The organism is uncultured Lamprocystis sp., from assembly GCF_903933125.1.
Lineage (GTDB): Bacteria > Pseudomonadota > Gammaproteobacteria > Chromatiales > Chromatiaceae > Thiodictyon.
On record NZ_CAIZIZ010000310.1, the window covers coordinates 70,936 to 96,442 of the forward strand.

Annotated in this window: 20 protein-coding genes; 13 read left to right on the plus strand and 7 right to left on the minus strand. The window is 63.6% G+C overall.

Going from position 1 to position 25,507, the window contains the following annotated elements; translation table 11 throughout:
- Positions 1-66: 66 nt before the first annotated feature.
- The 3 genes from QZY03_RS15895 to nudE form a co-directional block, all read right to left on the minus strand.
- On the minus strand, positions 67-1,875 hold the full coding sequence (locus tag QZY03_RS15895; protein ID WP_295582715.1) for an autotransporter assembly complex family protein: 1,809 nt from the start codon (positions 1,873-1,875) through the stop codon (positions 67-69).
- Positions 1,876-1,954: 79 nt separating this feature from the next.
- The gene (locus QZY03_RS15900; RefSeq protein ID WP_295582717.1) at positions 1,955-2,998 is read right to left on the minus strand and encodes a thioredoxin fold domain-containing protein; all 1,044 of its coding nucleotides are present in this window, start codon (positions 2,996-2,998) and stop codon (positions 1,955-1,957) included.
- Between the two features lie 100 nt (positions 2,999-3,098).
- Positions 3,099-3,710 carry an ADP compounds hydrolase NudE gene (gene nudE, locus QZY03_RS15905; RefSeq protein ID WP_295582719.1) on the minus strand — a complete coding sequence of 204 codons (612 nt, stop codon included), beginning with the start codon at positions 3,708-3,710 and terminating at the stop codon, positions 3,099-3,101.
- An 83-nt stretch (positions 3,711-3,793) separates the two neighbouring features.
- On the opposite strand from nudE, the gene yrfG reads away from it, so the two are divergent.
- Positions 3,794-4,465, plus strand: coding sequence for a GMP/IMP nucleotidase (gene yrfG, locus QZY03_RS15910; protein ID WP_295582721.1), 672 nt, complete (start codon positions 3,794-3,796; stop codon positions 4,463-4,465).
- A gap of 132 nt (positions 4,466-4,597) precedes the next feature.
- On the opposite strand, the gene QZY03_RS15915 is transcribed toward yrfG, so the two are convergent.
- Positions 4,598-6,484, minus strand: a complete 1,887-nt coding sequence (locus QZY03_RS15915; RefSeq protein WP_295582723.1) for a DEAD/DEAH box helicase — start codon at positions 6,482-6,484, stop codon at positions 4,598-4,600.
- A gap of 274 nt (positions 6,485-6,758) precedes the next feature.
- Here QZY03_RS15915 and trxA point away from each other — a divergent pair, with 274 nt between their 5' ends.
- From trxA to QZY03_RS15940, 5 genes are all read left to right on the plus strand, one after another.
- A complete protein-coding gene (trxA, locus tag QZY03_RS15920; RefSeq protein ID WP_020503205.1) occupies positions 6,759-7,085 on the plus strand; it encodes a thioredoxin TrxA in 327 nt (108 codons plus the stop codon).
- Positions 7,086-7,320: 235 nt separating this feature from the next.
- On the plus strand, positions 7,321-8,577 hold the full coding sequence (gene rho / locus QZY03_RS15925) for a transcription termination factor Rho (protein WP_295582725.1): 1,257 nt from the start codon (positions 7,321-7,323) through the stop codon (positions 8,575-8,577).
- 167 nt (positions 8,578-8,744) lie between these two features.
- A complete protein-coding gene (murU, locus tag QZY03_RS15930; RefSeq protein ID WP_295582727.1) occupies positions 8,745-9,431 on the plus strand; it encodes an N-acetylmuramate alpha-1-phosphate uridylyltransferase MurU in 687 nt (228 codons plus the stop codon).
- A 146-nt stretch (positions 9,432-9,577) separates the two neighbouring features.
- Positions 9,578-12,832: a DUF499 domain-containing protein gene (locus tag QZY03_RS15935; RefSeq protein WP_295582729.1), complete on the plus strand. Its 3,255-nt coding sequence runs from the start codon at positions 9,578-9,580 to the stop codon at positions 12,830-12,832.
- Between the two features lie 17 nt (positions 12,833-12,849).
- Complete coding sequence (locus QZY03_RS15940; RefSeq protein ID WP_295582731.1) at positions 12,850-13,473, plus strand: hypothetical protein; 624 nt, start codon at positions 12,850-12,852, stop codon at positions 13,471-13,473.
- Between the two features lie 43 nt (positions 13,474-13,516).
- Here the strand turns inward: QZY03_RS15940 and QZY03_RS15945 are convergent, their stop codons facing one another.
- The 3 genes from QZY03_RS15945 to QZY03_RS15955 all read right to left on the minus strand — a co-directional run bounded on the left by QZY03_RS15945 (position 13,517) and on the right by QZY03_RS15955 (position 15,960).
- Positions 13,517-14,416, minus strand: coding sequence for a hypothetical protein (locus QZY03_RS15945; RefSeq protein ID WP_295582733.1), 900 nt, complete (start codon positions 14,414-14,416; stop codon positions 13,517-13,519).
- Positions 14,391-15,050 carry a hypothetical protein gene (locus tag QZY03_RS15950; protein ID WP_295582735.1) on the minus strand — a complete coding sequence of 220 codons (660 nt, stop codon included), beginning with the start codon at positions 15,048-15,050 and terminating at the stop codon, positions 14,391-14,393. The genes QZY03_RS15945 and QZY03_RS15950 overlap by 26 nt, the downstream gene beginning before the upstream one ends.
- Positions 15,051-15,192: 142 nt before the next feature.
- A complete protein-coding gene (locus tag QZY03_RS15955; RefSeq protein WP_295582737.1) occupies positions 15,193-15,960 on the minus strand; it encodes a TIGR04255 family protein in 768 nt (255 codons plus the stop codon).
- A gap of 92 nt (positions 15,961-16,052) precedes the next feature.
- On the opposite strand from QZY03_RS15955, the gene QZY03_RS15960 reads away from it, so the two are divergent.
- The 7 genes from QZY03_RS15960 (at position 16,053) to QZY03_RS15990 (ending at position 25,494) form a co-directional block, all read left to right on the plus strand.
- Positions 16,053-19,274, plus strand: coding sequence for a DUF1156 domain-containing protein (locus QZY03_RS15960; protein ID WP_295582739.1), 3,222 nt, complete (start codon positions 16,053-16,055; stop codon positions 19,272-19,274).
- 109 nt (positions 19,275-19,383) lie between these two features.
- On the plus strand, positions 19,384-19,626 hold the full coding sequence (locus QZY03_RS15965; RefSeq protein ID WP_295582741.1) for a hypothetical protein: 243 nt from the start codon (positions 19,384-19,386) through the stop codon (positions 19,624-19,626).
- Positions 19,627-19,631: 5 nt separating this feature from the next.
- On the plus strand, positions 19,632-19,850 hold the full coding sequence (locus QZY03_RS15970; protein ID WP_295582743.1) for a hypothetical protein: 219 nt from the start codon (positions 19,632-19,634) through the stop codon (positions 19,848-19,850).
- Between the two features lie 35 nt (positions 19,851-19,885).
- Complete coding sequence (locus QZY03_RS15975) at positions 19,886-21,178, plus strand: AAA family ATPase (RefSeq protein ID WP_295582745.1); 1,293 nt, start codon at positions 19,886-19,888, stop codon at positions 21,176-21,178.
- Between the two features lie 3 nt (positions 21,179-21,181).
- Positions 21,182-21,328: a hypothetical protein gene (locus QZY03_RS15980; protein ID WP_295582747.1), complete on the plus strand. Its 147-nt coding sequence runs from the start codon at positions 21,182-21,184 to the stop codon at positions 21,326-21,328.
- A complete protein-coding gene (locus QZY03_RS15985) occupies positions 21,315-21,563 on the plus strand; it encodes a hypothetical protein (RefSeq protein ID WP_295582749.1) in 249 nt (82 codons plus the stop codon). The genes QZY03_RS15980 and QZY03_RS15985 overlap by 14 nt, the downstream gene beginning before the upstream one ends.
- A gap of 16 nt (positions 21,564-21,579) precedes the next feature.
- Positions 21,580-25,494 (plus strand): helicase-related protein, encoded by a 3,915-nt coding sequence (locus QZY03_RS15990; protein WP_295582750.1) that lies wholly within the window; start codon positions 21,580-21,582, stop codon positions 25,492-25,494.
- Positions 25,495-25,507: the final 13 nt, after the last annotated feature.

Below are 25,507 nucleotides of genomic sequence, written 5' to 3' on the forward strand. Positions count from 1 at the left end.
CTGCTGCTCTTGCAATTAAACCATAAATGTAGCTACTCAGGTACCCCGCCACCCATGCCAATATCCTCACAAATCCGGCCCGATGATGAAATGCAGTCGCGCCGGCGGCAGACCCCAGTTGCTTGGCCCCTGATCCTTGGTCAGGGCAAAGGCCACGGCCAACCGGACCTGACCGATGGGCGACCGCCACGCCACCTGCAGGCCGAGACTCTGCTCGTATTCCAGCGCATACTCCGGGTCGAACGCGTTGCCGAAGTCGGTGAACACGGCGGCACTCCAGTTACCCTTGAGTTGCCGTTCCAACTCCAGGCTGCCAACGGCCAGAAAACGTCCGCCGATCGTCTCGTCGGTGATCGGGTCATTCGGGCCCAGGGTGTCGTAGCCCCAACCGCGGATCGACTGATCGCCGCCGGCATAGAAGCGCCGACTGGCCGGCAAGTCATCCAGACTGCCGGCCCAGGTGGCGCCCAGATCGCTGCGAACGATAAGACGGTATTTGCTCGACAGGCGCCTGATCCCTTTGAAGTCGAGGACGCCGCTCACGTAGGAAGTCGGGGAAATGAGCCCGCCGACCGAACCGAGAATCGTGTATTTGAGACGGTAACCCTTGCTGGTGTAGAGCGGATCATCGGCGACCGTCTTGGCCCAGGATACATTGGGGACCAGCTCATTGACCTCGTCCGTCTCCACGTCGTTGATGGTGAAGTCTTCGTAGCGGTAGTCGATACCAAGATCACGCCGCCTGCCGCCCGGGGTGACGATCGATTGGCCGAAGTGGACCAGGCCGATCCAGCCGGAGCGGGTGGTCGTATCGTAATAGGTGAAATTCGGGTTGATCCGCAGATAATCACGCCGTGGGTCCCGGATCGGGATCCGATAGTCGAAGTTAAACTGCGACAGGGCCGGGGACAGGCTCAGCAGGCTGCGGAAATTGTGCCCCCACTGGTTCAGGTAACGACGGCGCCAGTCCATGCTGACGCGCGGACCGATATCGGTGGCGAAACCCGCACCCACCCGAAACTTGTTCGCCTGATTGCGCTCCGCGATCACCTCGATCGGCACCACCAGACTCTCCCCCGTCGGGTCCTTGTGCGGCACGATCTCCACCTTGCCGAAGTATTCGGTCCCCAGCAGACGCGATTGCAGACTCACCAGCCGGTCGGGGTTGTAGACATCCCCCGGTTTGAAACGCACATAGCGGCGCAGCAGGTCATCGGCCAGCAGATCCTGGGTGAAAGTCACCGGGCCGAAAACATAGCGGGGTCCGGTATCGAGCGTCAGGTCCACCACTGCACTGTTGTTCGCCGGATCGACCAGGACCTGATGGCGCACCAACTGGTAATCCAGATAGCCTTGGGCTGACGCGACCGCACGCAGGTCGCCCTTCGCCTGCTCGTACCGGCTGTGCAGCAGCACCTCTCCGACCTGCATCGGGAAAGTCTTGGGAAAGGCCGGGTTGCCCGCCCCAGAACCCGTCACTTGGTAATTTACCGCGGTGATCTTCACCGGGGCACCAGGGTCCACCCGGTAATCGGCAATCCAGGCGCCGGCGGGATCGGCCGGCCGCGTCAGGCTGTCCTGAATCTGCACCCGATAAAGTCCAAAGGGGATCAGGGCCGCACGGATCTGATCCGGGGCCAGGCGGTGCAGGGCCTGCATCCGCGGTTCGGTCAAGGCCGCGTCCTTGCGCTCCTGATAAATGGCGAGTTGAGCGAGCACATTGGACTGCTGCTCGCCCGCCAAGCCCTGAACCCGGACCTCCAGCTTGAGTGCCGTGGCCTCGCCGGCCGCCAACAGTGAGCACAGCACCACCAGCGCGCAGAACAGCCGGCACCGGCCCGACCGCGCGACAGTCGAGCCGGTTGGCGACAGCAAAACATCCCGACAACTCAAGGATCGGCAGCGAGCCGGTTTCAAATCCGCCACGGACTGCGCTCCGGATGAGACAGTCCCCCTATGGTAACAACTCCCGGCCCTGCCGCCACTGTTGAAAGCTCGCGGTGCGATACGCCTTGCTGTTGATGTAAGCCATGAGATGACGCAGGCGATAAAAACCCACCACCGAGTCGACCCGCAAGACCTCCCGGCCGCGCTCGTCGAAGAACAGGATCGACGGCGCGTAGAAGAGTCCGAGTTCAGCCGCCCAATCCCGCGCCGTCATCGGCTTGCCCGCGGGCGTCACCACCGGCGTCGTCGAGCGCAGATCGAGCTGCACGCTGTCGAGATCGGCGAACTGGCGCCTGATCGCCTCCTCCCGCAAGGATTGGCCGTGCAGGACATCGCAGCCATGGCAATCGCCCTGCTCGAAAAAGACCGCGAGCGGCCGATCGCTCGGATAGCGGCGGTCCAGGTTGTAGGGGGGCGGCGCGAAGAACGATTCGTCATTGAGATCGCCCTCATCGAACACCATACGATTGTCCCCGCGGGCCAGATAGTCGCGGAAGGACTCGCGCTGATGATGGCCGTCCGCCACGTATTCCAGCGCGGCACGAAACTGATAGGGCGGGTAATAGCCGCGCAGCCGCAGGGCCACCTTGCCCGCAGCATCGTAGAACAGGATCGCGGGGGTGAAGTTGGTCTGCTCGCGCTCGGCCAGGGCGCGCTCGGTCAGCCGCACCCCGCCGACGTCAGTCACCTCGTCGATGCCCCACACATCAATGGCGACCACATCGAAGTGCTTGCGGGTGTACTCGACGATATCCGGGGACCCGAAATTGACCGTCATCAGCTTGTGGCAATAGGCGCAGCGGGGCTGGCCAAAGTAGACCATGAGACCCTGTTTGCCGACCGCCACGGCCTCCTTCAGATCTGCGTCGAGGTCGAGAAAGCTTGCCTTGAACCAGGCCGGGTGATCCAGCGGCTCGGCACGCGGGGCGTCATCGAAACCGTAGACATCCTCGACTTCCCCGGCGTCCGACGAAACCTCTGCCGCGGCGAAGCCGCCCACGAGCAGGCTAACGCAGATCAGAACCGCAGCCGGTGAGAGCGAACATGGCATTCGGGACCTCCGATCAATTCAAGTCGAACAGACTCACTGCATAGACCTACGGAACAACGCGTTGGGACTTGGGTTGAAGAGACATGGCGCAGGTGCCTGGTCAGGACGACACGGGAAGTATCGGGCGATGGCGATCAGGGGGAAAACCCGGTGTCCCGCCGACCCCGGCCGACTCGCGGGCAAGGAAACGCTCGGTCAAAAAAAGCGCGGCGATGGAGCGGGACTCGTCGAAATCATCGCGTGCCAGCAGCGCATCGAGATTGTCGAGACGCCAGGGCACGACCTCGATCAGCTCGGGCTCATCCCCCGGCAGACGGCTCGGATAGAGGTCGCGGGCGAGCACGATCAGGCTGCGGTGCCCGATGTACCCCGGCACCAGCGAAACCCGGCCGAGCACCTGCAAGTCGCGCGCGGCATAGCCGGCCTCCTCCTGACATTCGCGATTGGCAGCGGCCAGCGGATCCTCACCGGGCTCGACGATGCCCTTGGGCAGCCCCAGTTCATAGCGGTCACTCCCGGCCCCATACTCGCGGATCAAGAGCAGGGTCTGGGCATCCAACAGCGGCACGATCAGCACCGAATCGGACCCGCCGGGGATGCGCTCGTAGGTTCGCCGACTGCCGTTGGCGAACTCCAGGTCCACTTCCTCGACGCGGAACAGACGGCTTTGGGCGACCAGTCGCCGAGCCAAAATTTTGGGCTTTGCAGACACGCGGGTGGCTCCGTTAAGCGGGGCAGCGCGCCGCGCGGGCCTGTACATCAACACCCACGACGACCGGGGACAAGGCCATCACCATGATCGATTGGGATTGCATCGACAACTGTTTTCTGGACATGGACGGCACCTTGCTGGACCTGCATTTCGATAACCACTTCTGGCGGGAACACGTCCCCCAGCGCTACGCCGAGGCCCGCGGGCTGACGCTGGACGCGGCCAAGACCGAACTGCGCGGACGCTACCGCGACCGCGAAGGAACGCTCAACTGGTACTGTATCGATCACTGGAGTCAGGAACTCGGCCTCGATATCGCGCTGCTCAAGACGGAAGTGGACCACCTGATCGCCGTCCACCCCCATGTCGCGGACTTCCTGGAGGCCGTCGCCGCCCGCGGCAAGCGCCGTGTCCTGGTGACCAATGCCCACCAGAAATCACTGGCGATCAAGATGGACCGCACGCGACTGGCCCATCACTTCGAACGAATCATCAGCGCCCATGACCTGGGCTTGCCCAAGGAGGACCCGGCTTTCTGGATCCGGATGCAAGAGGTCTTGCCTTTCGATCCGGCCCGCACCCTGTTCGTCGATGACAGCCTGAGCGTCCTGCGCGCCGCGCGAACCTATGGCCTGATCCATCTCATCGCCGTACTGGAACCGGACTCGCACGAGCCGCGGCACGCGACCGACGAGTTCGCGGCAATCAACAACTTCGCGGACCTGCTGCCGGGGCTCCAGCAACGCAAAATGTAAGGGCCTCGTGCGACGCATGGTGGATGCGGCGCGCACAACCGACGTGCCCAGTCTCTAACATTGCGCGGCGCGCCTTATCCACCCTACAGCAGCGCCGGTTTTGTAGGGTGGATAAGCGCAGCGCATCCACCATCATGACTCCGAGGTCTCGCTCAGCGGCTCGCGTGGCGCCTGATCAACCGCCGGATCGATCGGCTGACGCTCGCCCGCTGCCCCGGCAGGCTTGCGACGGCGCCGGCGACGCCGCTTTTTCACCGGCTCGCCGCCCGCCTCGACCGGCGCGGCGGGCGTCTCGGACGTTACGGCGATGGATTCGGCCGGCACCGCCGGGATCACCGGGATCACCGGGATCACCGGGATCACCGGGATCACCGGGATCGCCGGGATCGCCGGGATCGCCGGGATCGCCGCCGCCGCGGTTCCGGGCGGCGGCGGCGAGGTCAGCGCGGCCTGCTCGGGCATCCGCCGCCGACGGCGCTGGGTGCGGACCGGGAGCTGATCCGGATTCAGATCCGGGGCCCCATCCGGGTTCAGGTCAGGCATGGCAGCCAACACCGGATCCGCCATAAAGATCGGACCGGCCACCGGCTGCTCCGCCGCTTGGACCTGAGTCTGAACCTGAACCGGCGTCGATTCAGTGGTTTGGGGCGGACGCCGGGGGCGCTCGGGCCCGCCCGGTCCGTCACGACGGCGGTCGCCGCCCGATCCGCGCCCGTCGCGAGAACCAGAGCGCGGTCCAGACCGGCCGCGGTCGCCGCCCCCGTCGCGGGGACCCCGCCCGTCGCGCCCGTCGCTGCGATACTCGCGATCTTCGCGTTCCGGACGCAACCGGCTTCTGGGATCGATATCCGGCAGCAGCGCCACATCCACCGGCGCCACCGGGATCTTGGCGCTGACGAACCGCTCGATATCCGGCAAACAGAAGGCATAGGTCTCGCACACGAAGCTGACCGCGTCCCCGGCCGCGCCGGCCCGGGCGGTGCGGCCGATACGGTGCACATAGTCCTCCGCGTCCTCGGGCAGGTCGTAGTTGACCACGTGGGTCACATCCGGAATATGCAGTCCACGGGCCGCCACGTCGGTACCCACCAGAACCGGCAACTCGCCGTCGGTGAACTGTTTCAGCAGTTTCAGGCGCTTCTTCTGCGGCACGTCACCCGAGAGCACGGCGGTATTGATGCCGTTGCCCTGCAGAAACCCCCAGACCCGGTCGGCCTCCCGCTTGGTGTTCACGAACACCATGACACGCGGGTCTTCCCAACCCCGCACCAAACCGATCAGCAGAGGAATTTTCTCGGAATTCGCGGTCATATAGCAGACTTGACGCACCCGATCGGCCGTCACGTGCTCCGACTCGATCTTGACCAGTTGCGGCTGGTTCATGTGCTCATAGGCAAGCTCCAGAACCCGGTAGGACAGGGTCGCGGAGAAGAGCATCCCCAGGCGTTCCTCCGGGTGCGGCATATGCTTGAAAAGAAAGCGGATATCCTTGATGAAGCCAAGATCGAACATGCGGTCTGCTTCATCCAGCACGACCACCTCGACGCGGTTGAGGCTGTAGACGTGCTGCTTGTAATAGTCGATCAGGCGGCCGGGGGTGCCGATCAGAATATCGACGCCGGCGGCCAGATCGTCGCGCTGCTGCTGGTAACCAGTGCCGCCGAACACCAGACCGACGCGGAAACCGGTGTGGCGGGCGAGCAGCAAGGTGTCGTTGTGGATCTGGACCGCCAGCTCACGGGTCGGCGCCACGATCAGCGCGCGCGGCTGGGATTGCTCCGCGGACGGTGTCGGTTGGGAGGCCAGGAGCCGCTCCAGAATCACCAGCAGAAAGGCGGCGGTCTTGCCGGTACCGGTCTGCGCCTGGCCGGCAACGTCCTGACCTGCCAACGCAATCGGCAGCGTCGCGGCCTGGATCGGCGTACAGTAGGAGAAACCGGCGTCGGCGAGACCCTGCAAAATGCTCAGGTCAAGATCGAAGCTGTCGAAGCGCTTCGTCGTCAGGTGTGTCTCAGTCATTGAAATCCTAAGGGCTTCGGTGTGCGGACCTCACCGGCGGCAAGGCTTGCAAATTCTTTTCGCTTTGGATCAAATAGCATCTTAACCCTTGGGCCAATCTCTGCGCCAATTCACCCGCCCTCGGCCTGCTCCGACACGATCACGACCTGACCCGGTAAACAACCGACAGCAGCCGAGCAAGCCATCCGACCGGACGCGCACGATGTGCCGCCCGCGGACCTCGCGGCTTGGTCCCCCCAGCAGCCACGCGAACAACCAACCGGAGCGAACTTCAGTGAGCGACAGCATCGTCCATGTGACCGATGACTCTTTTGAGGACGAGGTACTGAAATCTCCCCAACCCGTCCTGGTGGATTACTGGGCCGACTGGTGTGGGCCCTGTAAAATGATTGCCCCGGTCCTCGACGAGATTGCCAAGGACTACGCCGGCCGACTCAAGGTCGCCAAGCTTAATATCGATGAAAATCAGGCAACTCCGCCCCGCTACGGCATCCGCGGCATCCCGACCCTGATGCTGTTTCGCAAGGGCGAGGTGGAGGCGACCAAGATCGGTGCGGTCTCCAAGTCGCAACTCACGGCATTTATCGACAGCAATCTCTAGACACCAGACAGGGGCCACGGAACACAAAATGCATCCCGTGGTTCCCCTCGTCGCCGGTTCCTGAGGTTCGCGCCGCGGCGCGTACGGATGCGACCGAACCTCCATCAATTCCACGCGGCGTTCGTTCGGACGCCCTCTCCCCGGTACGCGGTTGCCTCACGCCGTCTTCTCTTGACGTCGACCCATCGCATGGCACCGCGCACCTCCCCCTGACCCTGCCTGACGAAGAGCGTTCATGAACTTAACCGAATTGAAGAAGTCGCCGGTGCCCGAGTTGGTCGAGCTGGCGCAGACCATGGAGATCGAAGGCGTCGGCCGCTCCCGCAAACAGGACCTGATCTTCGCCATCCTCAAGGCCCAGGCCAAACGCGGCGAGGATATTTACGGCGACGGCGTCCTGGAGATACTGACCGACGGCTTCGGCTTTCTGCGCTCCGCGGATGCCTCCTACCTGGCCGGCCCGGACGACATCTATGTCTCCCCCAGCCAGATTCGCCGCTTTGCCCTGCGCACCGGCGACACCATCTCCGGCAAGATTCGACCACCCAAGGACGGCGAGCGCTATTTTGCGCTGCTCAAAGTCAACGACATCAACTTCGACCGGCCAGAGAACGCCAAATCGAAGATCCTGTTCGAGAACTTCACCCCGCTGTTCGCCCAGAAGCGGCTCGGGCTGGAGATCGGCAACGGCAGCACGGAGGACATCACCGCCCGCACCATCGATCTGGTCGCCCCCATCGGCAAGGGCCAGCGCGGTCTCATCGTCTCCCCGCCCAAGGCCGGTAAGACCATGATGCTGCAAAACATCGCCCAGTCCATCGGCCACAACCACCCGGACTGCTACCTGATCGTGCTGTTGATCGACGAACGCCCGGAAGAGGTCACCGAAATGGCCCGCTCGGTGCGCGGCGAGGTCATCTCATCCACCTTCGACGAGCCCGCCACCCGCCATGTGCAGGTCGCCGAAATGGTGATCGAGAAAGCCAAGCGCCTGGTGGAGCACAAGCGCGACGTGGTGATCCTGCTCGACTCCATCACCCGGCTCGCCCGCGCCTACAACACCGTGGTGCCCTCCTCCGGCAAGGTGCTGACCGGCGGTGTGGACGCCAACGCCTTGCAGCGCCCCAAGCGTTTCTTCGGCGCCGCGCGCAATGTCGAGGAAGGCGGCAGCCTGACCATCCTCGCCACCGCCCTGGTCGACACCGGCTCGCGCATGGACGATGTCATCTACGAGGAATTCAAGGGCACCGGCAACATGGAAATCCACATGGACCGGCGCATCGCCGAGCGGCGCATCTTCCCGTCGATCAACATCAACCGCTCCGGCACCCGCCGCGAAGAACTGCTGATGAGCCCGGCCGATCTGCAAAAAATGTGGATCCTGCGCAAGATTCTCCACCCGATGGACGAGTTGGCCGCTATGGAATTCCTGCACGACAAGCTCAAGGCCACCAAGACCAATGGCGAGTTTTTCGACTCGATGCGGGGTTAGTGGATAGTGGATAGTGGATAGTGGATAGTGGATAGTGGATAGTGGATAGTGGATAGTGGGTTAGAGCGGGAATTTGGGCGGCGGTCAACAGGGTTTTGCGCGATGCGGATAGCACAATGGGTCCTGCTTGCGCGAACGCCTGGTCGGCTGACCAGGAGGCGGATTCCATGAGGGCCATGATCCTGGCGGCCGGGCGCGGCAACCGCATGCGCCCGCTGACCGACCACACCCCCAAGCCGCTGCTGAAGGCCGGCGGCAAGCCGCTGATTGAATATCACATCGAGCGGCTGGCCGCGGCCGGGGTGCAAGACCTCGTCATCAACCACGCCCACCTGGGCGGCCAACTCGAAGCGGCCCTGGGCGACGGCGCACGCTTCCAGGTCGCGATCCGCTATTCGGCCGAGGGCGAAGGCCAGGCCCTGGAAACCGGCGGCGGCATCTTCAAAGCCCTGCCGCTGCTGGGTCCCGACCCCTTCCTGGTCGTCAACGGCGATGTCTGGACCGATTGTCCCTTCACGGACCTGACACTCGCGGCCCAGGACCTGGCGCATCTGGTCCTGGTCGAGAATCCGCCCCATAACACCAAGGGTGACTTCCACCTCGCCGACCGGCGCGTGCGCGCAACAGGCGAGCCGCGTCTCACCTTCAGCGGCATCGGCATCTATCACCCGGCACTGTTCGCCGACTGCCAACCAGGCGCCTTTCCCCTGGCGCCATTGCTGCGGGACGCCATGACCGCGGACCGGGTGAGCGGTCACCAGCACCGCGGACACTGGGTCGATATCGGCACTCCGGAGCGCCTGGCGGAGTTGGATTTGTGGCTGGGGAGTCGGCGGTATAGCGTTCGCACCTGATCTCCAGACAGACTTTCGTGTAGGGGCGGGTTTGAAACCCGCCCCTACGTCCGGTCATCGTGTCCGAAGGCGATAGAAGATTTGGAACGGATACCCAGGAAAGCCTAAACTCACCCGCTCATCGCCGCCAGAGAGGGAACGCATCAATGTCGATTCTGGAATTCTGCCAGCCCCGCGCCGATCTACTCGCCGGAACCCTCAACCCGGAAATCTTCACTGCCAACCTGATGCAGGTCATCGACCACTACCGGGGCGATCCCGATGTGGTGCAGAACATCTACACGGACCCGCTGGCTTTCTTCGGCGAGGGGACCTACCCGACGGAGGGCATGCGTCAGGTTCTGCGCAACTGCTTCGGACGGCTCGGCGGGAAAGACGCGACCTATCCGGCGATCCAACGCATGGAGAGTGCCTTCGGGGGCGGCAAGACGCACACCCTGATTGCCGCCACCCACCTGGCGTTCAAGGGCACGGCGATCGCCGACGCGGCCTTGGGCGCGATCGACGCCGCCCTGCTGCCGGCCCCCGGTGAGGTCACCGTGGTCGGTATCGCCGGCGACCGGGTTGCCATCCATGAAACCCACGGCCCACGGCTGATCCCCTATACCCTATGGGGCGAGATCGCCTTCCAGATCGGCGGCGAGGCCCTCTATCAGTCCATCGGCCCCGGCGCCAGTTCCTTCGGTTCCCCTGGGGACGAGTATTTCGACATCGTCTTCAAGGGCCGCAAGGTCCTTATCATGCTCGACGAGCTGGCGGCCTACGCGGCCCGCATTGAGGCCGCCCGGCCGGGTGGGCGCTCCAGTGTGGCGACCTTCCTGATGTCGCTTTTCCAGTACGCCAAGGAGCATACCGGGCTCGCCGTGATCCTGACCCTGGCCAGTCAGCGTGACGCCTTTGCCCGCCAGACTGCGATGATCCTGGATCTCGTCTCCAAGGCCCGCGGCCAGGATGTCTCCAAGGAGGAAGCGCTCGGGATCGCCCGCGCGGCGGACGGTGAGGTCCGCAGCGTCGTCCAGCGTGATGCCACGGCCGTGGTCCCAGTCCGCGGCCAAGAAATCTCACGGGTGCTGGCGCGCCGCCTATTCACCCGGATCGACCAGGGAGGCGCTGCGACCACGGCCGATGCCTACATGGAGATGTACCGGCGCACCGCCCTATTGCTGCCCGAGCAGGCCCGGCAGGAGACCTACCGCGAGCGTTTGATCGCCCACTATCCCTTTCACCCGACCCTGATCGACTACCTGACCGACAAGCTCGCCACCGTCGAGAGCTTTCAGGGTACCCGCGGTGTGCTGCGCGTCCTGGCGCTGACGGTCGCCAACCTCTGGCGCCGCCAGGCCCCCGCACCGATGATCCATGCCTGCCACCTGGATTTACGTGACCCGCGACTCTCTGACGAACTGGTGAGCCGCACCGAAAGTGCGGAGCTGATGCCGATCATCAACGCCGACCTCGGCGGCCCCGACAGCGGCGACCTCAAGGCGCAGCACAGCAATGCCGCCCTGGCTGACCGCGCCAATCCCCATCCGGAGGGCTTCCCCCTTCACGAATACGCCTGGAAGACGGTTTTCCTGCACAGTCTCGCAGGGTTCGGCGACGGACTTGGTTCCAACGTCTTCGGCATCGCCAAGCAGGACGCCCTGTTCGCCACCGCCTTCCCGGGCATGACCCCGCCCCAAGTGGAAACGGCCCTGGATGCCCTGCGCTCCCAGGCGTACTACCTGCGCTACTCGGAGACCGAAGGCCGTTACTACGCGAGCACCGGGGTCTCGATCAACCGGGTCCTGGCGGATATCCGCCGGGCACTGCGCGGCACCAAGGGCGTCGATCAGCTCATCCACGAGACCTCGCGTAAGGTCGTCAAGCCAGGCACCCTCAATTTCGAGGTCATCGCCGAGGTGGAGCTTCCAGAGCGCATCCCGGACAAAGGCACCAAGCCCACCCTGGCCCTGATTGCTCTGGATAGCTCGTCGGTGGATCCTACGCAGCTCATCACCCAGTCGGGAGCCAACAAGCCCCGCGTGCACCAGAACCTGGTCTTTCTTCTGGTGCCGGACACGGTCGAGGTGGACGGCGAGTACCGCCCCGGCGATGACATGCTGGACAACGCCGCTACCCGCGCCCTGGATCTCCGCGAACGCCTGAGCGGCATCGGCATCGACGTACTGGCGCGACGCACGCTCAAGAACAACCCGGCCGGCTACGGCCTGTCGGAGGCGGTTTTAAGCGACCAGACCTTCAACCGTGACACCAAGGAGCGCGAGCAGGCCCTGCTGACCGTCGTCACCCAGGCGTACCGCAACCTCTGGTATCCAGGTCAGGGGGGCAAGATTGTTCGCCGCGAGATCAGTACGGCCGGCGGCGAAGGTGGGCGCTCGGTGATCGAAAGTATCCGCGAGGTTCTACTGGGCGAGGGCAAGCTTGTCACCGCCGAACTGGCCGCCACCAGCGCGACCGCCGGCGCTGCCGTCAAGCTGTTCTTTGCCGCGAACAAGGATTACCAGACCCTGGAGGATCTGCGTAGCGCCTTCGCCTGCCGTCGTGACTGGCCCGTCCTGGAGGACAAGGGTGTCTTCGAGACGCTCATCCGTGCTGGGATAGGCCACGGCGCCTGGTGCCTCTTCCGCATGGGGCCAGCCGAATCGGAGAAACCGGCCGACTTCTACGCCCGCGAGACGGGCCAGCTCCCGCTCCCGATCGACCTCGCCGAACCGGGCTGGTGCCTGGTCACCCCCCAGGGCGCCAAGCAGCGCAACTGGACTGCCGCGGACAAACCCGACGCTGCCCAGGTCCGCAAGTGGGTCCAGGAGGCCATCGCGCAGGCCCGCTATTGCTCGGTCACCGACGTGGCCGCCGCGGTTGCGCAGACCCACGGCGACATCTCAGTTCAGGACACGGGCAAAGCCATTGACGAGCTGGTCAAGGCCAACTCCCTCTATGTCCATGCCCCGGACCAGGATCCTAGCCTCGACTCCACCGTCCTGCGTGGGGCCAACGAATGGGTGCTGGAGACCGTCAGCCCGGACTATAAGGTCGTCACCAAGACCGAGGCCGCCGTCCGTGGCTGGGTGATCACGAAGGTAGAACCCCTGTCGCTCTCCGGCGATCAGGCGCGCCGGAAGGTGCTGCCACTGTTGAAGAAACGGCTCGCGGAGATCTACAAGACCGGCGGCACCTCCACCATCGATTACCTGGAAGTCAGCGGCCTCAAGCTTCCCGGCGGGGGGCGGATCAGCCTGCAACTGCATCAACTCAAGCCCGAGGATGTGAAGGCCCTCGAGGAGCTGCTGGACCCGGCGATGGCCCTGACCACTCAGGATGGAGACACCGAGGTCCAGATCGTCATCGCCGAGCCGCAGCCCGGCTGCAAACTGGTTGGCGAGCTGAGCAAAGACTAGGGCACTGATCGACACCCATGGCTAAGAAAAAAGTACCGCTCGATCTCGCCAAACACCTCGCGGAGCAACTCGCCAAGCTCAGCGCCAAGGCGCCTTTCCTCTTGCGTATCACCGAATGGCAGGATGCTCCGATCCCGGTGCTGGTGGTCAAGGAGCGCCAGTACCGCGACCATGACGCGTCCGCTAAGGGGCCGGACGGCCAGCGCCGCCGCGCCCGCCCCGTCCTGATCGAACGCGGCAACCTCGCGGGCGAGCCCCTGCACCGCTGCCTGCCGATGCTGCGTCGCGTCGTCGAAGGTGTCACCGATCCGGCCGGCGTCCCCTTGGAGTTGTCTCGCTACCTCACCAATGAGGGGCTGCGCTCCCGCGGCAATCTGCCCCTGGACGAAGAGGCCGGCGCCAAGCTCGCCCTGATCTTCCGTCTGCAGGACCGCATCAAAGATTTGGATCGGGTGGAGCTGATCGCCCATCGCGTCCGCCAGTTCACCCGTGAAGAGGCCGCCTATTGGCTATCGCGGACCACCAGCTTTGGGCCGATCGCCAACCGCTGGGCGCTCTCCGGGTTACGGACCATGCTGGGCGGGCATGCGGACGACAAGGGGGTTCAAGAGATGTTGGAGCGGCTGCGGTTGGCGGCATGAATCACGGGTGCTTGACCTGCTGACATCAGCGCCGGAACGGGGGCTATGCGAGTGGCGGCAGATCCCCACCCGACTTATCGCCCAGGCTCAGAAAATCCAACGGAAAGAGGCGGTGGGTCCGCAGCAAATTCAGCGATGCCTGTTCTTCGTCCTGCACCTGGTAGTCGCAGCTCGCAATACCGTCGGTCTCCTCGAAGGCTCGCGCAACCTCGCCGAGTAACCGCTCGATCCTCTTACGGTGCTCCCTATCTAGTCCCTCATCGACCAGCCCCACGAAATCGACCGCGTAGCCTTGGTCTCTAGGTAGTTCGTCCCAGGAAGACAGTTTGATATAGAGACCCAGCAAAGATGCGCCGCCTTTTTTCAATCGGCTCTCCAGCTTGCTTCGGACCTTCTGCGTTCTCTCGTTGAAGGCATCTGGAAACGCTGTACGAATCGTGCGGTTGAGTATCCATCGCTGGAGGATACGAACCGCCGCGTCCGTCACTACCACCGATGCGTCGGGATCGATCGTAGCCAATCGGTGCCGCGGCACCAAGGCACGGCCATTCGAGCGGAGTTGAAACCAAGAATCGATCCCGGCGATGGAGAGCCGCACAAGCAGTGAACGTGGGTTCTTCCCCGCCGTAAGGTTCCCGTCCGGTTGGTAATCGGGCCCGAGCGATTCGCACCGGAATATCTCGACGACCGGCTCGTTCCCGTAGTCAGGATGCACAAGATCACAGCTTTGCGTGACCACCAACAGCCGGGTTCCATCAGTCCCATTCCCGGAACCCGCATGGGATGCGCCGTCTCGCACCCATGGAATATCGGCGCGCGCGACGCAGGACCACTGCCGCCAGCCACGCGCTTTGATCGATTCGGCCGCGGGGAGTGGTTGGTCCTCTGCGGTCGGCGCAATCCGGATGCGAAATAATCTACGAATCAGCCGCTGGAATAGCATGCGTCAATAGATTCTCGTACTGGTCCTTCTCGGTTAGCGGGGCGAATCCCGCGTTGCGCGCTTGCCGCTGCTCTGCTTGCTCCACAGCCTTGGCCGCCAGCACGCCCAATTGCTGTTCGATAGCGGCGTGATCCAGTGATTCCTGCCCCAACAAATCGAGCAACGAGCGGCCATGGGCACCCTTGGCGCGCAGCAGACGCCCCACTGGTCCCTTCACGCGTGCCTGCCAGTCCAGGCAAACCTGACGGAGCGCGAGCAGTCGCTCGTAATTCGGGTCGCTTATCTGCCCTTCGCCGACCCAATCATAGATCGTCTGACGGGAGACACCCGCGATCCCTGCAAGATCGGTGACATTGATGCCGAGTACGCTCTTGATTTCGGCTACCAGGTCGGCCGCCTGAAAAACGGCGGCGGGGGTGTCCGTCACCGCCTTGGCCGACGGACTGGTCTTTCCAAGATCAGTGAATAGGGTCCCCCAAGTCGCCTCCGAGGTGGTCGGAATCTCGCGGCGGGCATAGTCGATCAGATAGCCGGACGAGCCGCCTGACCCGACGAGTAAGGCCAGCCCGACCCCACCGGTGAGACCAACACCGACCAGTGCGGCAAACACAGTGCCGTTGCGTAGGCTACACAAGCCAGGTCCACTGGGCGCCAGACAGTCCCGCTGTCCTGTTGCAACAAATTCGAGACTTGAAGCAGCGGGCCAGTCCTGCCAGACAGCGTAGGCGCCGCCTCCACGGTTTGCATCAACTCTTTCGATAGTGTAAGTCATGTTTTTAGCGCCATGACTGCAAGGCAAATTCGGACACGGTTTTGCGAAAAGCCCCAGAGGTAACCTGATGCAGGGCATCGAAGGTATCGACAATCTCTTGGACCGAGAACGGCACGACCCGCTCGATGAAATGGTCGTAGTCCAGCACCGCGATTTCCTCGTTGGGGGCGAACGGTTTGGTCAGGGTCAGCTCCAGCGGATGAAGATCCGGCGGTAAGAACCCAGGGCCGGTATTTTGTCCGAGCCGAATCACCAATTTGCCTCCAACCTGGGTGTCCGCAACCAGATTGATGAGTAGTCGCGGCTGGGTCGCGCCGATCTCGTCGAGCGTAATGCCGCTGATACCCGTGCGGAAATACTCGGCAAGCCGATGGCCCGGATCAGCCTGAAAGGCATCGACGTACCGCAGGCCAAGCCGCTCGGCCACCTCTACGCCAACCACCTCGTGGACGATCCCGAGCCCTTGGCTGAGGGCGGCAAAAAAAACCTCAGAGGTGTCGTAAACACTGGTGTGGAAGACGACGGAATCCGCCTGAAGTAGAAATCCGGTGCTGCGATCCCCGGCATCGAAGTACCAACGGGGCGTCGTTTTTAGCTCTGGCTGCCCGAGTCCGAAGCGGACCTCTTGGATCTCGCTGGCGCGGTACAGAGGATACCCGGTCTTGCGCAGTCGCTCCTGAATCTGGGGCACATGGTCCGCCATCTTCAGGACCGCCCCAATGCGTACCTGGGCCAGGACGTAGATCAGCGGCGATTTGCTGAGTTTTTCCACGGTCGGCTTATCTTTAGTCTAGCCTAGTTGACACTTGACTTGACAGAGTATGGGATACTTCGGCCGTTAAGCAAGACCCTTGAGGACATCGGATGGACACGACCACGACTGACCGCCGCCTGATCGAGGCCGGATTTCCCTGTCACCAGGTTGGGGCGGAGACGCAGCGGGAACGGGACACCGGAAAACAACCGCCCACCGCTCGGTTGCACGTCTGGTGGGCGCGTCGGCCGTTAACGCCGAGTCGCGCCGCCATCCTCGCCTCCTTGCTGCCCGCTGGGACCGACCCTGACACCTTCGTTCGTCGACTCGGCATTGAGCAGGTCCAGGCACTGGTCCACGGCGCGCCTTGGACTCTAACCGGCAAACTGTTGGAGCGGGTCGAGAGCCGGGGCGGGCGGGAAGTGCTGCCGGTAGACCAGATTGTGTTGAGGGCCTTGGAGCAAGAGCAAACCTCTCGGGCGCAGAATCGGGCGCACATCGAGTCTCTAAAAGTCAACAATCCAGATTTGGCTAGAGATCCGGCGCTGGGCATCTGGGAAAGCGAAAGTCGCTCGCTACCCATGCCCTGGCCTGCGGAAGGCGATTTGTTGATGCTCCAGCGGGTTTCAGCCGATCCCGCTTGGTTCAAGGGACTCATGGAGATCGCCACTGCACAGGGTGTCCGCGTTCCTAACCTCTATGGATACGACCGGGCCTATGCCGCTCCAGTCCCTTACCAGCCTTCGGGCTTGACCATTCTCGACCCAACTGCCGGCGGTGGCTCTATTCCGTTCGAGGCCATTCGTCTAGGGCATCGCGTAATCGCGAATGATCTGAACCCTGTTGCCGCAGCAATCCTGCACGCGACCTTGGATTACCCCGCGCGGTTCGGCAAACCACTTCTTGCCGAAATCGAGCGGTGGGGAAGTCAACTGCTTGGCGCGTTGGACAGAGACCTTCCCGAAACCTTTCTTGCTTATGGTGATCTTCCCGAGGAAGAAACTGAAGCGCTGAGGCGCCATCTTCGGCGCGCACCAAAGCTGTTCGATGACTTCAATCGAGAATCTGTAACGAGCTACCTATTTGTCCGGCTGGTAAACTGCCCCCATTGCGGCAGCGAGGCCCCGCTGCTCAACACCTGTTGGCTGTCCAAAGAGTCAGGTGATCCCTGGGGTGTTCGCATCATCCCGGAGAATGCCAAGATCCGCTTCGAGACCTATCGAATTAAACACGGCCGTGGACCAAACGGCGAGGACCCAAACGCCGCAACGGTCAATCGTGGCATTGGCCAATGCATTCATTGCAAACAGGCCATCGACGGCGAGGAGATCAAGCGTCAGGCTCGCGCCTCCGCCAAGCACCCCGTGCCCATGACGGACCGCCCGGACGGCTGGCAGGATCGGCTCTATGCCGTGGTCGCCGTGCGCCTGGAGCCCAAGCTCGACGGCCACGGCCAACCCCTACGCTACACCTCAGGCGCCCGCAAGGGTGAGATCAAGACCACCAAGGTCCGCTACTTCCGCGCGCCGAACCAGCGTGACCTGGACGCACTGGCCGAGGCCCAGCGTCGTTTACAGACCAACTGGGGGGCCTGGGATGGGCTGGGTCTGATCCCGACCGAGGGTATCGACCGCTGCTCCAACTACGACCGTGGACACCGGATGTACGGCGAGGAACGCTGGTGCGACCTGTTCACCCCGCGCCAGTTGCTGGGTCACCTCACCCTGACCGAGACGTTGAACCGGCTGAAACCCGAGATCTTGGCCGAACTGGGGTCCGATCGGGGGCGGGCGGTCGTGACCTATCTGCAACTCGCCATCGACAAGGGAATGGACTACAACAGCCGGCATACGCGTTGGGAATATACGCGAGGCGTTGTCAAGGGCACCTTCAGTCGCCATAACTATGCGATTCAATGGAGCTTCGGCGAGATGATCTTCAGCGGCCCAAACTCCGGTGCCGCCTGGGGTCTATCGCAGGTCGTGGATGCGTATAAGGGCATTGCGGAACTGGTGGAGCCGGTACACCAACATACCCAGGGCAATCTGCCGCTGACGATCCTCAACCAACGCGGCGACTATTTACCGCAGGTGGAAACGGGTACGGTCGATCTGGTTTGTATGGACCCGCCATATTACGACAACGTCCTCTACGCGGAGCTATCCGATTTCTTCTATGTCTGGCAGCGACGCACCCTGGCCGACCTCTATCCCGGCCAGTTCACTCGGCGTTTGACCGATAAAAAATCGGAAGCGGTGGCCAATCGTGCCCGCGACGGCAGCGGTGAGGCGGCCAAAGCGGCCTATGAGCGGATGATGCGGGACATCTTCCGGGAGTGCCTCCGGGTATTGAAGGACGACGGTCTCTTCACCCTGATGTTCAACCACAAGTCCCAAGATGCGTGGGAGACCCTCACCCGCTCGCTGATCGATGCCGGCTGGGTCATCACCGCCTGCTTCCCGGTGGAGTCCGAGGGCGAGAACTCCATGCACCAGAAAGACCTGGCCGCCGCCGCCAGTTCTATCTTTCTCTCCTGCCGCAAGCGCCCGGCCCAAGACACAGAGACCGCCATCTGGGAGAGCGCCTTCGGTCAAGTCGGCATCCGTCACCAGATCGAGGCCGCCGTCCGCCAGGGACTCACAGAATTTGAGCCGCTGCATCTGAACCCGGTGGACGAGATGGTCGCGAGCTACGGCAAGGCGCTTCAGGTCCTCTCCGCCCACTGGCCGGTGCAGGACGGCGATGACCTGGTGAGTCCCGTCAAGGCCATGAACGAGGCGAGCCGCGTGGTTTCCCAGGGCCGGGTCAGTCAGATCACCAAGGGAAAGGTCCGGGTGGAGGACCTGGACAGCGAGACCGCCATGGCCCTAACCATCTTTGGCATCTGGGAGTTGGCCGAGGTCGCCTATGACGACATCCTGAACCTCTCCCGCTCCTTGGGCATCGCCCTGGACGGCAAGCCCGCGGGCTACCGGGTCCAGGATCGGGAGATCGGCATCAACCAGTCCGTCGGTACCCGTGGCCGCGACAAAGGCGCGGAAGGTTACCAGGCGCCCCTGGTCCGCACCGGCTCCAAGCTCCGCCTGGCGCTGCCGGAGGAGCGCCACGCCGTCCGCCTGACCACCCCCCAGACCGACTGGGATCGCCTCCAGGGTCTGATCGCCGCCTACCGTGAGGGCGATATCCCGGTCGCCCGCGCCTATCTACAGGAGCACGCGGCAGAAAGTGCCGAGCGCATCCTCGCCCTTCTGGAAGTTTGGGCCGCCGAGACGCGCAACCCGGACCTCAAGCGCCAGGGGCGCATGGCCCTTTTCGGCTTGCGCGGGGGTTGATGGGCATCGCTGTCGCTCTGTCCATCCTACGCGGCTGCGGGACCATGTCGCCCCACGGGGAGCCCCGGTATCCGCTAAACTCGGGCCAGACAACACCGGGAAAGCACCCATGCAACCGCAAACAGCCGAGATCGAACGGGCCATCATGGGCCTGGATCGCCGCGACAAACTTCACCTGATCGAGGTTCTGGCCCATGCCTTACAGTGGGACCAGACGGCGCCACCGCCCGCCGCGCGCAAGGCCCAACTGGACGGCCTGCTGCGGGAGTTGGATGCCCTCCCCAGTGAGAGTGTGGACGACGGATTCTCCAACCGGGACCACGATGCCCAGATCTATGGACGACGGCCGTGATTTTCGTGGATACCGGCGCCTGGTTCGCCGTTTTCGTGCCCGCGGACGCAGACCATGTGGTTGCGCGGGCTTGGTTGGTCCGTAACCAGGCGCCGCTGCTGACCACCGATTACGTCGTCGATGAATTGTTAACCCTGATGCGGATGCGCGGCGAGAATCGACGCGCTTTGCGTGTCGGTCAATCACTCTTCGACCAAGAACTGGCCGAAATTGAAGGCGATTAATCGGGGCTTATCGCCCTTCCGGTGAGGTTCGAGTCATGCACATCCGCCAGATTCACATAAAGAACATCAAGTCTATTCGCGAGCTGACCTGGGACATACCGGCGGACAAGGCCAAGGGCTGGCATGTGGTGCTTGGCGATAATGGGGCAGGCAAGTCGACCCTGTTGAAGTCGATCGCCGTTGCCTTACTCGGGCCGCGTGAGTCCTACGGGTTACGACAGCCTTGGGATGCCTGGTTGCGTGATGGCTGCGACATAGGCGAGATCGAGCTACAAATCGCCTGGAATCCAGATTTCGACGGCTTTGCTGGGAAGGGAACAATACCGGCCGCGGATACCCTTCTGCCTTTGGGCTTGAAGCTGGCGCGAGCGGACGACGACACGAAGGCCCCTTCATTTGAGCCGCTGAAAAGCAAACCTGACCCAAACAGACACGTTTGGGGCAGCGAACGAGGCTGGTTCGCGGCTTCATACGGCCCGTTTCGGCGTTTCACCGGGGGCGTGGGGCGCGTGGAGCAATCCACATCGGGGACCCTGCTTCGACTCAATCGACACTTATCGCTGTATGGCGAAGGCATCGCACTGACGGAGGGGTTGGAGTGGTTGGTCGGGTTACGCGCTGAGGGGCTTTTTCAGGACGATGCTCACGTTCTACTGGATCCGTTAAAACGATTCATCAACCAGGATGGCTTCTTGCCGTCGGGAGTACAACTAAAAGACATTACGCCGAAGCAGGTGGTTTTTTCGGATGCATCGGGGGTGTCGATTCCCGTGCAGGAGCTTAGCGATGGGTACCGCTCGATCCTAAGCATGACCTTTGAACTGATTCGACAACTCTCATTTGCGTTTGGACCGGGGCAGATCTTTGATTGGTATGACCCTGAAAAAGTGTGGGCCGGCGGCGTCGTACTCATCGACGAGGTCGACGCCCATCTGCATCCCACCTGGCAGAAGCGCATCGGATTCTGGCTCTGCGCACACTTCCCCAATATCCAGTTCATCGTCTCCACCCACAGCCCCCTGATCTGCCAGGCGGCCGAGCACGGCTCGATCCTGCTGCTGCCCCGCTCCGGGACCAATGACGAGGCCCGATTGCTGGATGGCAATGAATTCAAGCGTGTGGTCTACGGCAACGTGCTGGATGCTTACGGCACCGATGCCTTCGGCGCGGAAGCGGCGAATACCCGGTCGCTGACAGCGCAGGGAATGCGCGACCGCCTGGCCCAGTTGAATAATAAGGAACTCGTCACGGGACTGGACGAGGCGGAGCGAAACGAACAGGTGCAACTCCGTGCGGCCCTGCCGACTGTCGCCTCAAGGGTCGATTGAGTCATGATCAGGATACCGGACGCAGTGCTTCCCGCCCAGGCGAACGGGTTGCTGGAGCAATACCAGGCCGAGGTCGACGGGAAGGGCGACTATGCCGCCCGGGTTGCGGCGGCCAAGTCGCTATACGATCAGGGTCTTGCGGCTCAATGAGCGCGACCTCCTGGTCGCCGCGCGGGCCGATGCCTTCGGCGGTTACCGCGCACGTCTGCGGGAGTTCATCCAGCAACGCGAAGCAGGCGCTTCGGCAGATGACTTGGCACGCCTGGGGATTGGGTTTCGGACGGCGCCCCACGCCACGGTGTGGGCCGAGATGAAGCGCCAACAGCAGCAGCTTCCCGAGCTTGCCGAGTTATTCGCTCAGGCGCCCGAAGCCCTGGCTTTCTGAGTCGGAGCATCGCAGCATGAGAAGCACCGACAAGCCCGAGTCGTTCAAGCAGCGTAGCTGGGAGCCACGCTACCGCAGCACCACCAGCGACCTGCTCCAGGACTTCTATCTCCCGGTCCTGCGCTCCGCCGTGCGCTATGACCGGGTGGCCGGGTATTTCCGCTCGACCTCGCTCGCCGCGGCGTCCCAAGGGTTCTCCGCCCTCGCCGGACACCAGGGGCGGGTGCGACTGGTGGCGGGTGCGGACCTGGACCCCAAGGATGCGCAGGTCATCCTCGGCAATCAGGACGGCGGGCGGCTCGCCGAGACGCTGCTGGCCGCCCTCGCCGATCCTCACGCCTGGCCGGAACCGGTCGAGAACGGCTTGAGTCTACTGGCCTGGATGCTGAAGGAGGGTTGCCTTACGATCCGCGTGGCGCTGCGCCGTCATCGCAAGACCGGCGTGGCCATCCCCTATGATTCGCGCGAGGACGGCTATGTCCACGAGAAATGGGCCGTCTTTGAGGACGCGGAGGGCAACCGACTCATCGCCGAGGGGTCCCTGAACGAGTCGCGCACGGCGCTGCTGATCAACGCCGAGAACATCGGGGTGCACTGCGATTGGTGGGGCACCCGCGAGGCAGCCAGGGCCGACAGCTACGCGGCCGACTTCGAGGCCATCTGGCAGAACCAGGACCCGGGGCTCTACGTGGTGGACCTGCCCCAGGCGGTGCGCGAGCGCCTGATCGAGATTGGCAGCGCCGTCGTTGCACCGAAGGAGATCGAGGGGTCGAGCGAGCGTCCGGTGGAGGCGCCACGACCAACCGCGCGGGAGTGGCTGGAATTCGCGATCCTGCGCGAGGCCCCGCGGATGCCCAACGGTCGCTTCGTCGGGATGGCCACGGCCCCGGTGGAGCCCTGGCCCCATCAGGCCATTGTGGCGCGGCGGTTGATCGCCTCCTACCCCTACAGCTTTCTGCTGTGCGACGAGGTGGGCTTGGGCAAGACGATCGAAGCGGGCCTGGCCCTGCGCTCGCTGATCCTGTCCGGGCTGGCGCGACGGGTGTTGATCGCACCGCCGGCAAGCCTGGCCCGGCAGTGGCAGAGCGAACTGGCAACCAAGTTCTTCCTGCGCTTCGGCCGGGCGCTCTCCGGCGCCCCGGTCCGGCACGCCTATCTGCATCCGCCCGGTGGATCGATGGAGGAACAGATTCCGGCCAAGTCGGTGTTTGCACCCGAGTGTGTCATCGTCTCCACCGGGCTGGTCCGGCGCAAAGACCGCCAGCGGGAGCTGGCGGCGCAGACCTGGGACATCGCCCTGGTCGACGAGGCTCACTATGCCAGGCGCAGCAACTCGACGGCCGGACTGGTGGTGCAACCCAAGTACGGGGACCTTTACCGGGCGGTCAGTCAGACCTTGCGCGCGCAGACCCGCGCCCTGTGGCTCGCCACGGCGACGCCGATGCAACTCGACCCGATCGAGGTCTATGACCTGTTTCGCCTGACCCGGCGGGTTGGCCCCTTTCAGGACGATCCGTCCCTGACCCAGGCGTATTACGCGATTCAGGGCCGCATCCAGCGGGGCGAGCGGGTTTCCGACGAAGAACTGGGTTTCCTGCGCCGGGTGCTTGGCTCGCTCCAGCGGCATGATCCGGAGGTCGCCGCCTTTATCCGCCAGACGGTGCTGAACCCGTCGAACCGGACCCAGTATGACCATTGGCTGACACTGGGGATCAAGCCGACGGGTGCGAGTCTCAAGCAACTGTTGCGCGCCATTTTTGCCTCGGCGCCGCTCTCACGGGTGATGATGCGCCACAACCGCGCCCTGCTGCAGGTGTACCAGGAGCAGGGTCGGCTGACCGCCAACCTGGCGCATCGGCACATCCTGCCCATGCGGCGCATCCAATACACGACTCAGGAGCAGGCGGCTTACGAGGCCCTGCAATCCTATTCCCAGACGTTGTCCCAGCAGATCGCCGCCGCCAACGACCAACAGGCGCGGGTCTCGACCGGCTTCTATCTGAGCTTTCTGCAACGGCGGTTCGCCTCCAGTCTGCACGCCATCGGCGAGACCCTGCGGCGGCGTTGCGAGCGGGTCAAGTGGACTCTGGAACATTTACTGGAGGGGCCGGGTGCCACCGCGACTGCCGCCGCCGACCCCGATCTGTCCCCCCTCGATGAGGATCTGGAACAGGAGGAGGGCGACGCGGAGGTCATCGAGCGGTTGCTCAAGAACCGCAGCGAGGCGGATCTCCGCTGGGAGTTGGACAAACTCGCCGGGATGCTCGCAGGCAGCCTGTACGACGCCGCGCCGGCATCGTCCAAGACGCAGGCGCTGTTGGGCTACGTGGATCAGCGTCGGGACAGCGCGCGGCCCGGCCGGGTGCGGCAGACGGTCATCTTCACCCAGTTCTGGGACACCTTGGAGGATATCGTCCGGCGCCTGCGACAGGCCGATGCCCGGCTGTTGGTCGGGACCTATTCCGGCCGCGGGGGACAATACACCCATCCTGAGACGGGCACGTTGGTTGGCACCGAGCGCGACGAGATCAAGCAGCGTTTCCTACGGGGGCAGATTGATATCTTGGTCTGCACGGATGCGGCGGCCGAGGGCCTCAATCTTCAGACGGCTGACTTTCTGGTCAATTTCGATCTGCCGTGGAACCCGGCCAAGGTCGAGCAGCGCATCGGCCGGATCGATCGCATCGGCCAACTGCATGAGCACATCTACGTTCAAAATCTGTGTTATCTGGGCTCGGTCGAGGAGATCGTCTACGATCGGTTGCTCAACCGTCTGGGCAGTATGATCGCCGTGGTGGGCGACCAACAGATTTCACTATTGCCAGTCACCGACGAGGATTTCCGTCGGCTGGCCGAGGGCGAGATCACCGAAGCGGAGTTGGAGGCAGAGGCCCGCCAACGGATTGCGTCCAGCCAGCAGCGTATCCGTGAGACCGAACTGACCGGGCAGGAGGTCTACGCCATCTACCAACGACTGGAGCAGGCGCATGCGGCGGAGCAGTTGCCGGCGACCTTGGATGGCCTCTGGCGCGTACTGACCGGTTCTGCGTACCTGAAGGCCCTGGGGTGTGCCCTTGCCGCCAACCTGACGGGTAACCACCAGGAGCCGCTGTTGCTCCGCGGTGTTCCCGGTATCATCGACGGCACCGCGCTGACCACGGACCGACGACTGTTCGATGAAGGCATCGAGTCGCTCGGGACGCGGTTGCGGTTCGCGACCTATGGGGAGCCGATCTTTGACGCGATCCTGGCCCTGAGCGCGGGATGGGCGGCACCCGGTTGCGTGCGCCGGATTGCCGTCAGGCCCAAGGGGCTGGACCTGGAGTACGTGGCCTTCGTTGTCGCAACACGGGATGGCGAAGGCGGCGCACTGCGGCTGATCTGCGATCTGGATCGCCTCGCAGGGCTGGACCTTGATACATCGGCGACCGTCTCCGAGGCCGACACGGCGCCCTTTGTTGCGCGACTTCAGGACATGGCGGACGCGGAGTTTCGACTCACCGCCCATGTTGCCGAGGTGGAGACGGACAACGAGCGGTCCGGCCGCGCCCAGGCCGCATTGGCGCTCGGGACCGCCTATGGGTTCATCTCCGGGCGCCGGAAGTCCGGCGGGGGCGATGACAACTTCTGGAAGGAACTCGACGCCTGTCGTCGGCTGATCGCGGAGCGAACCGCACAGGGCGGGGGCCTTTCGGTCCAGCGCGTGCCGAGCATCTACGACCGGGTGGCCACGGCCTTCGTGCCGTTCGAAGTCAAACGCAAGATCAGCGACGAAAGCTTCTGGGTCGATACGGCTCCGCCGCCTTTACTGAATGCGGCTTTTGACGCGGCGGCTCGGGTCGCGGATGGGATCAAGCGGAAAAAATCGGATCTGACGACGGAGATGGCATTGACCCGGATCGTCGCCGAAATGAAGCGGTTGCTTTCATGACCAGTGACTGCGG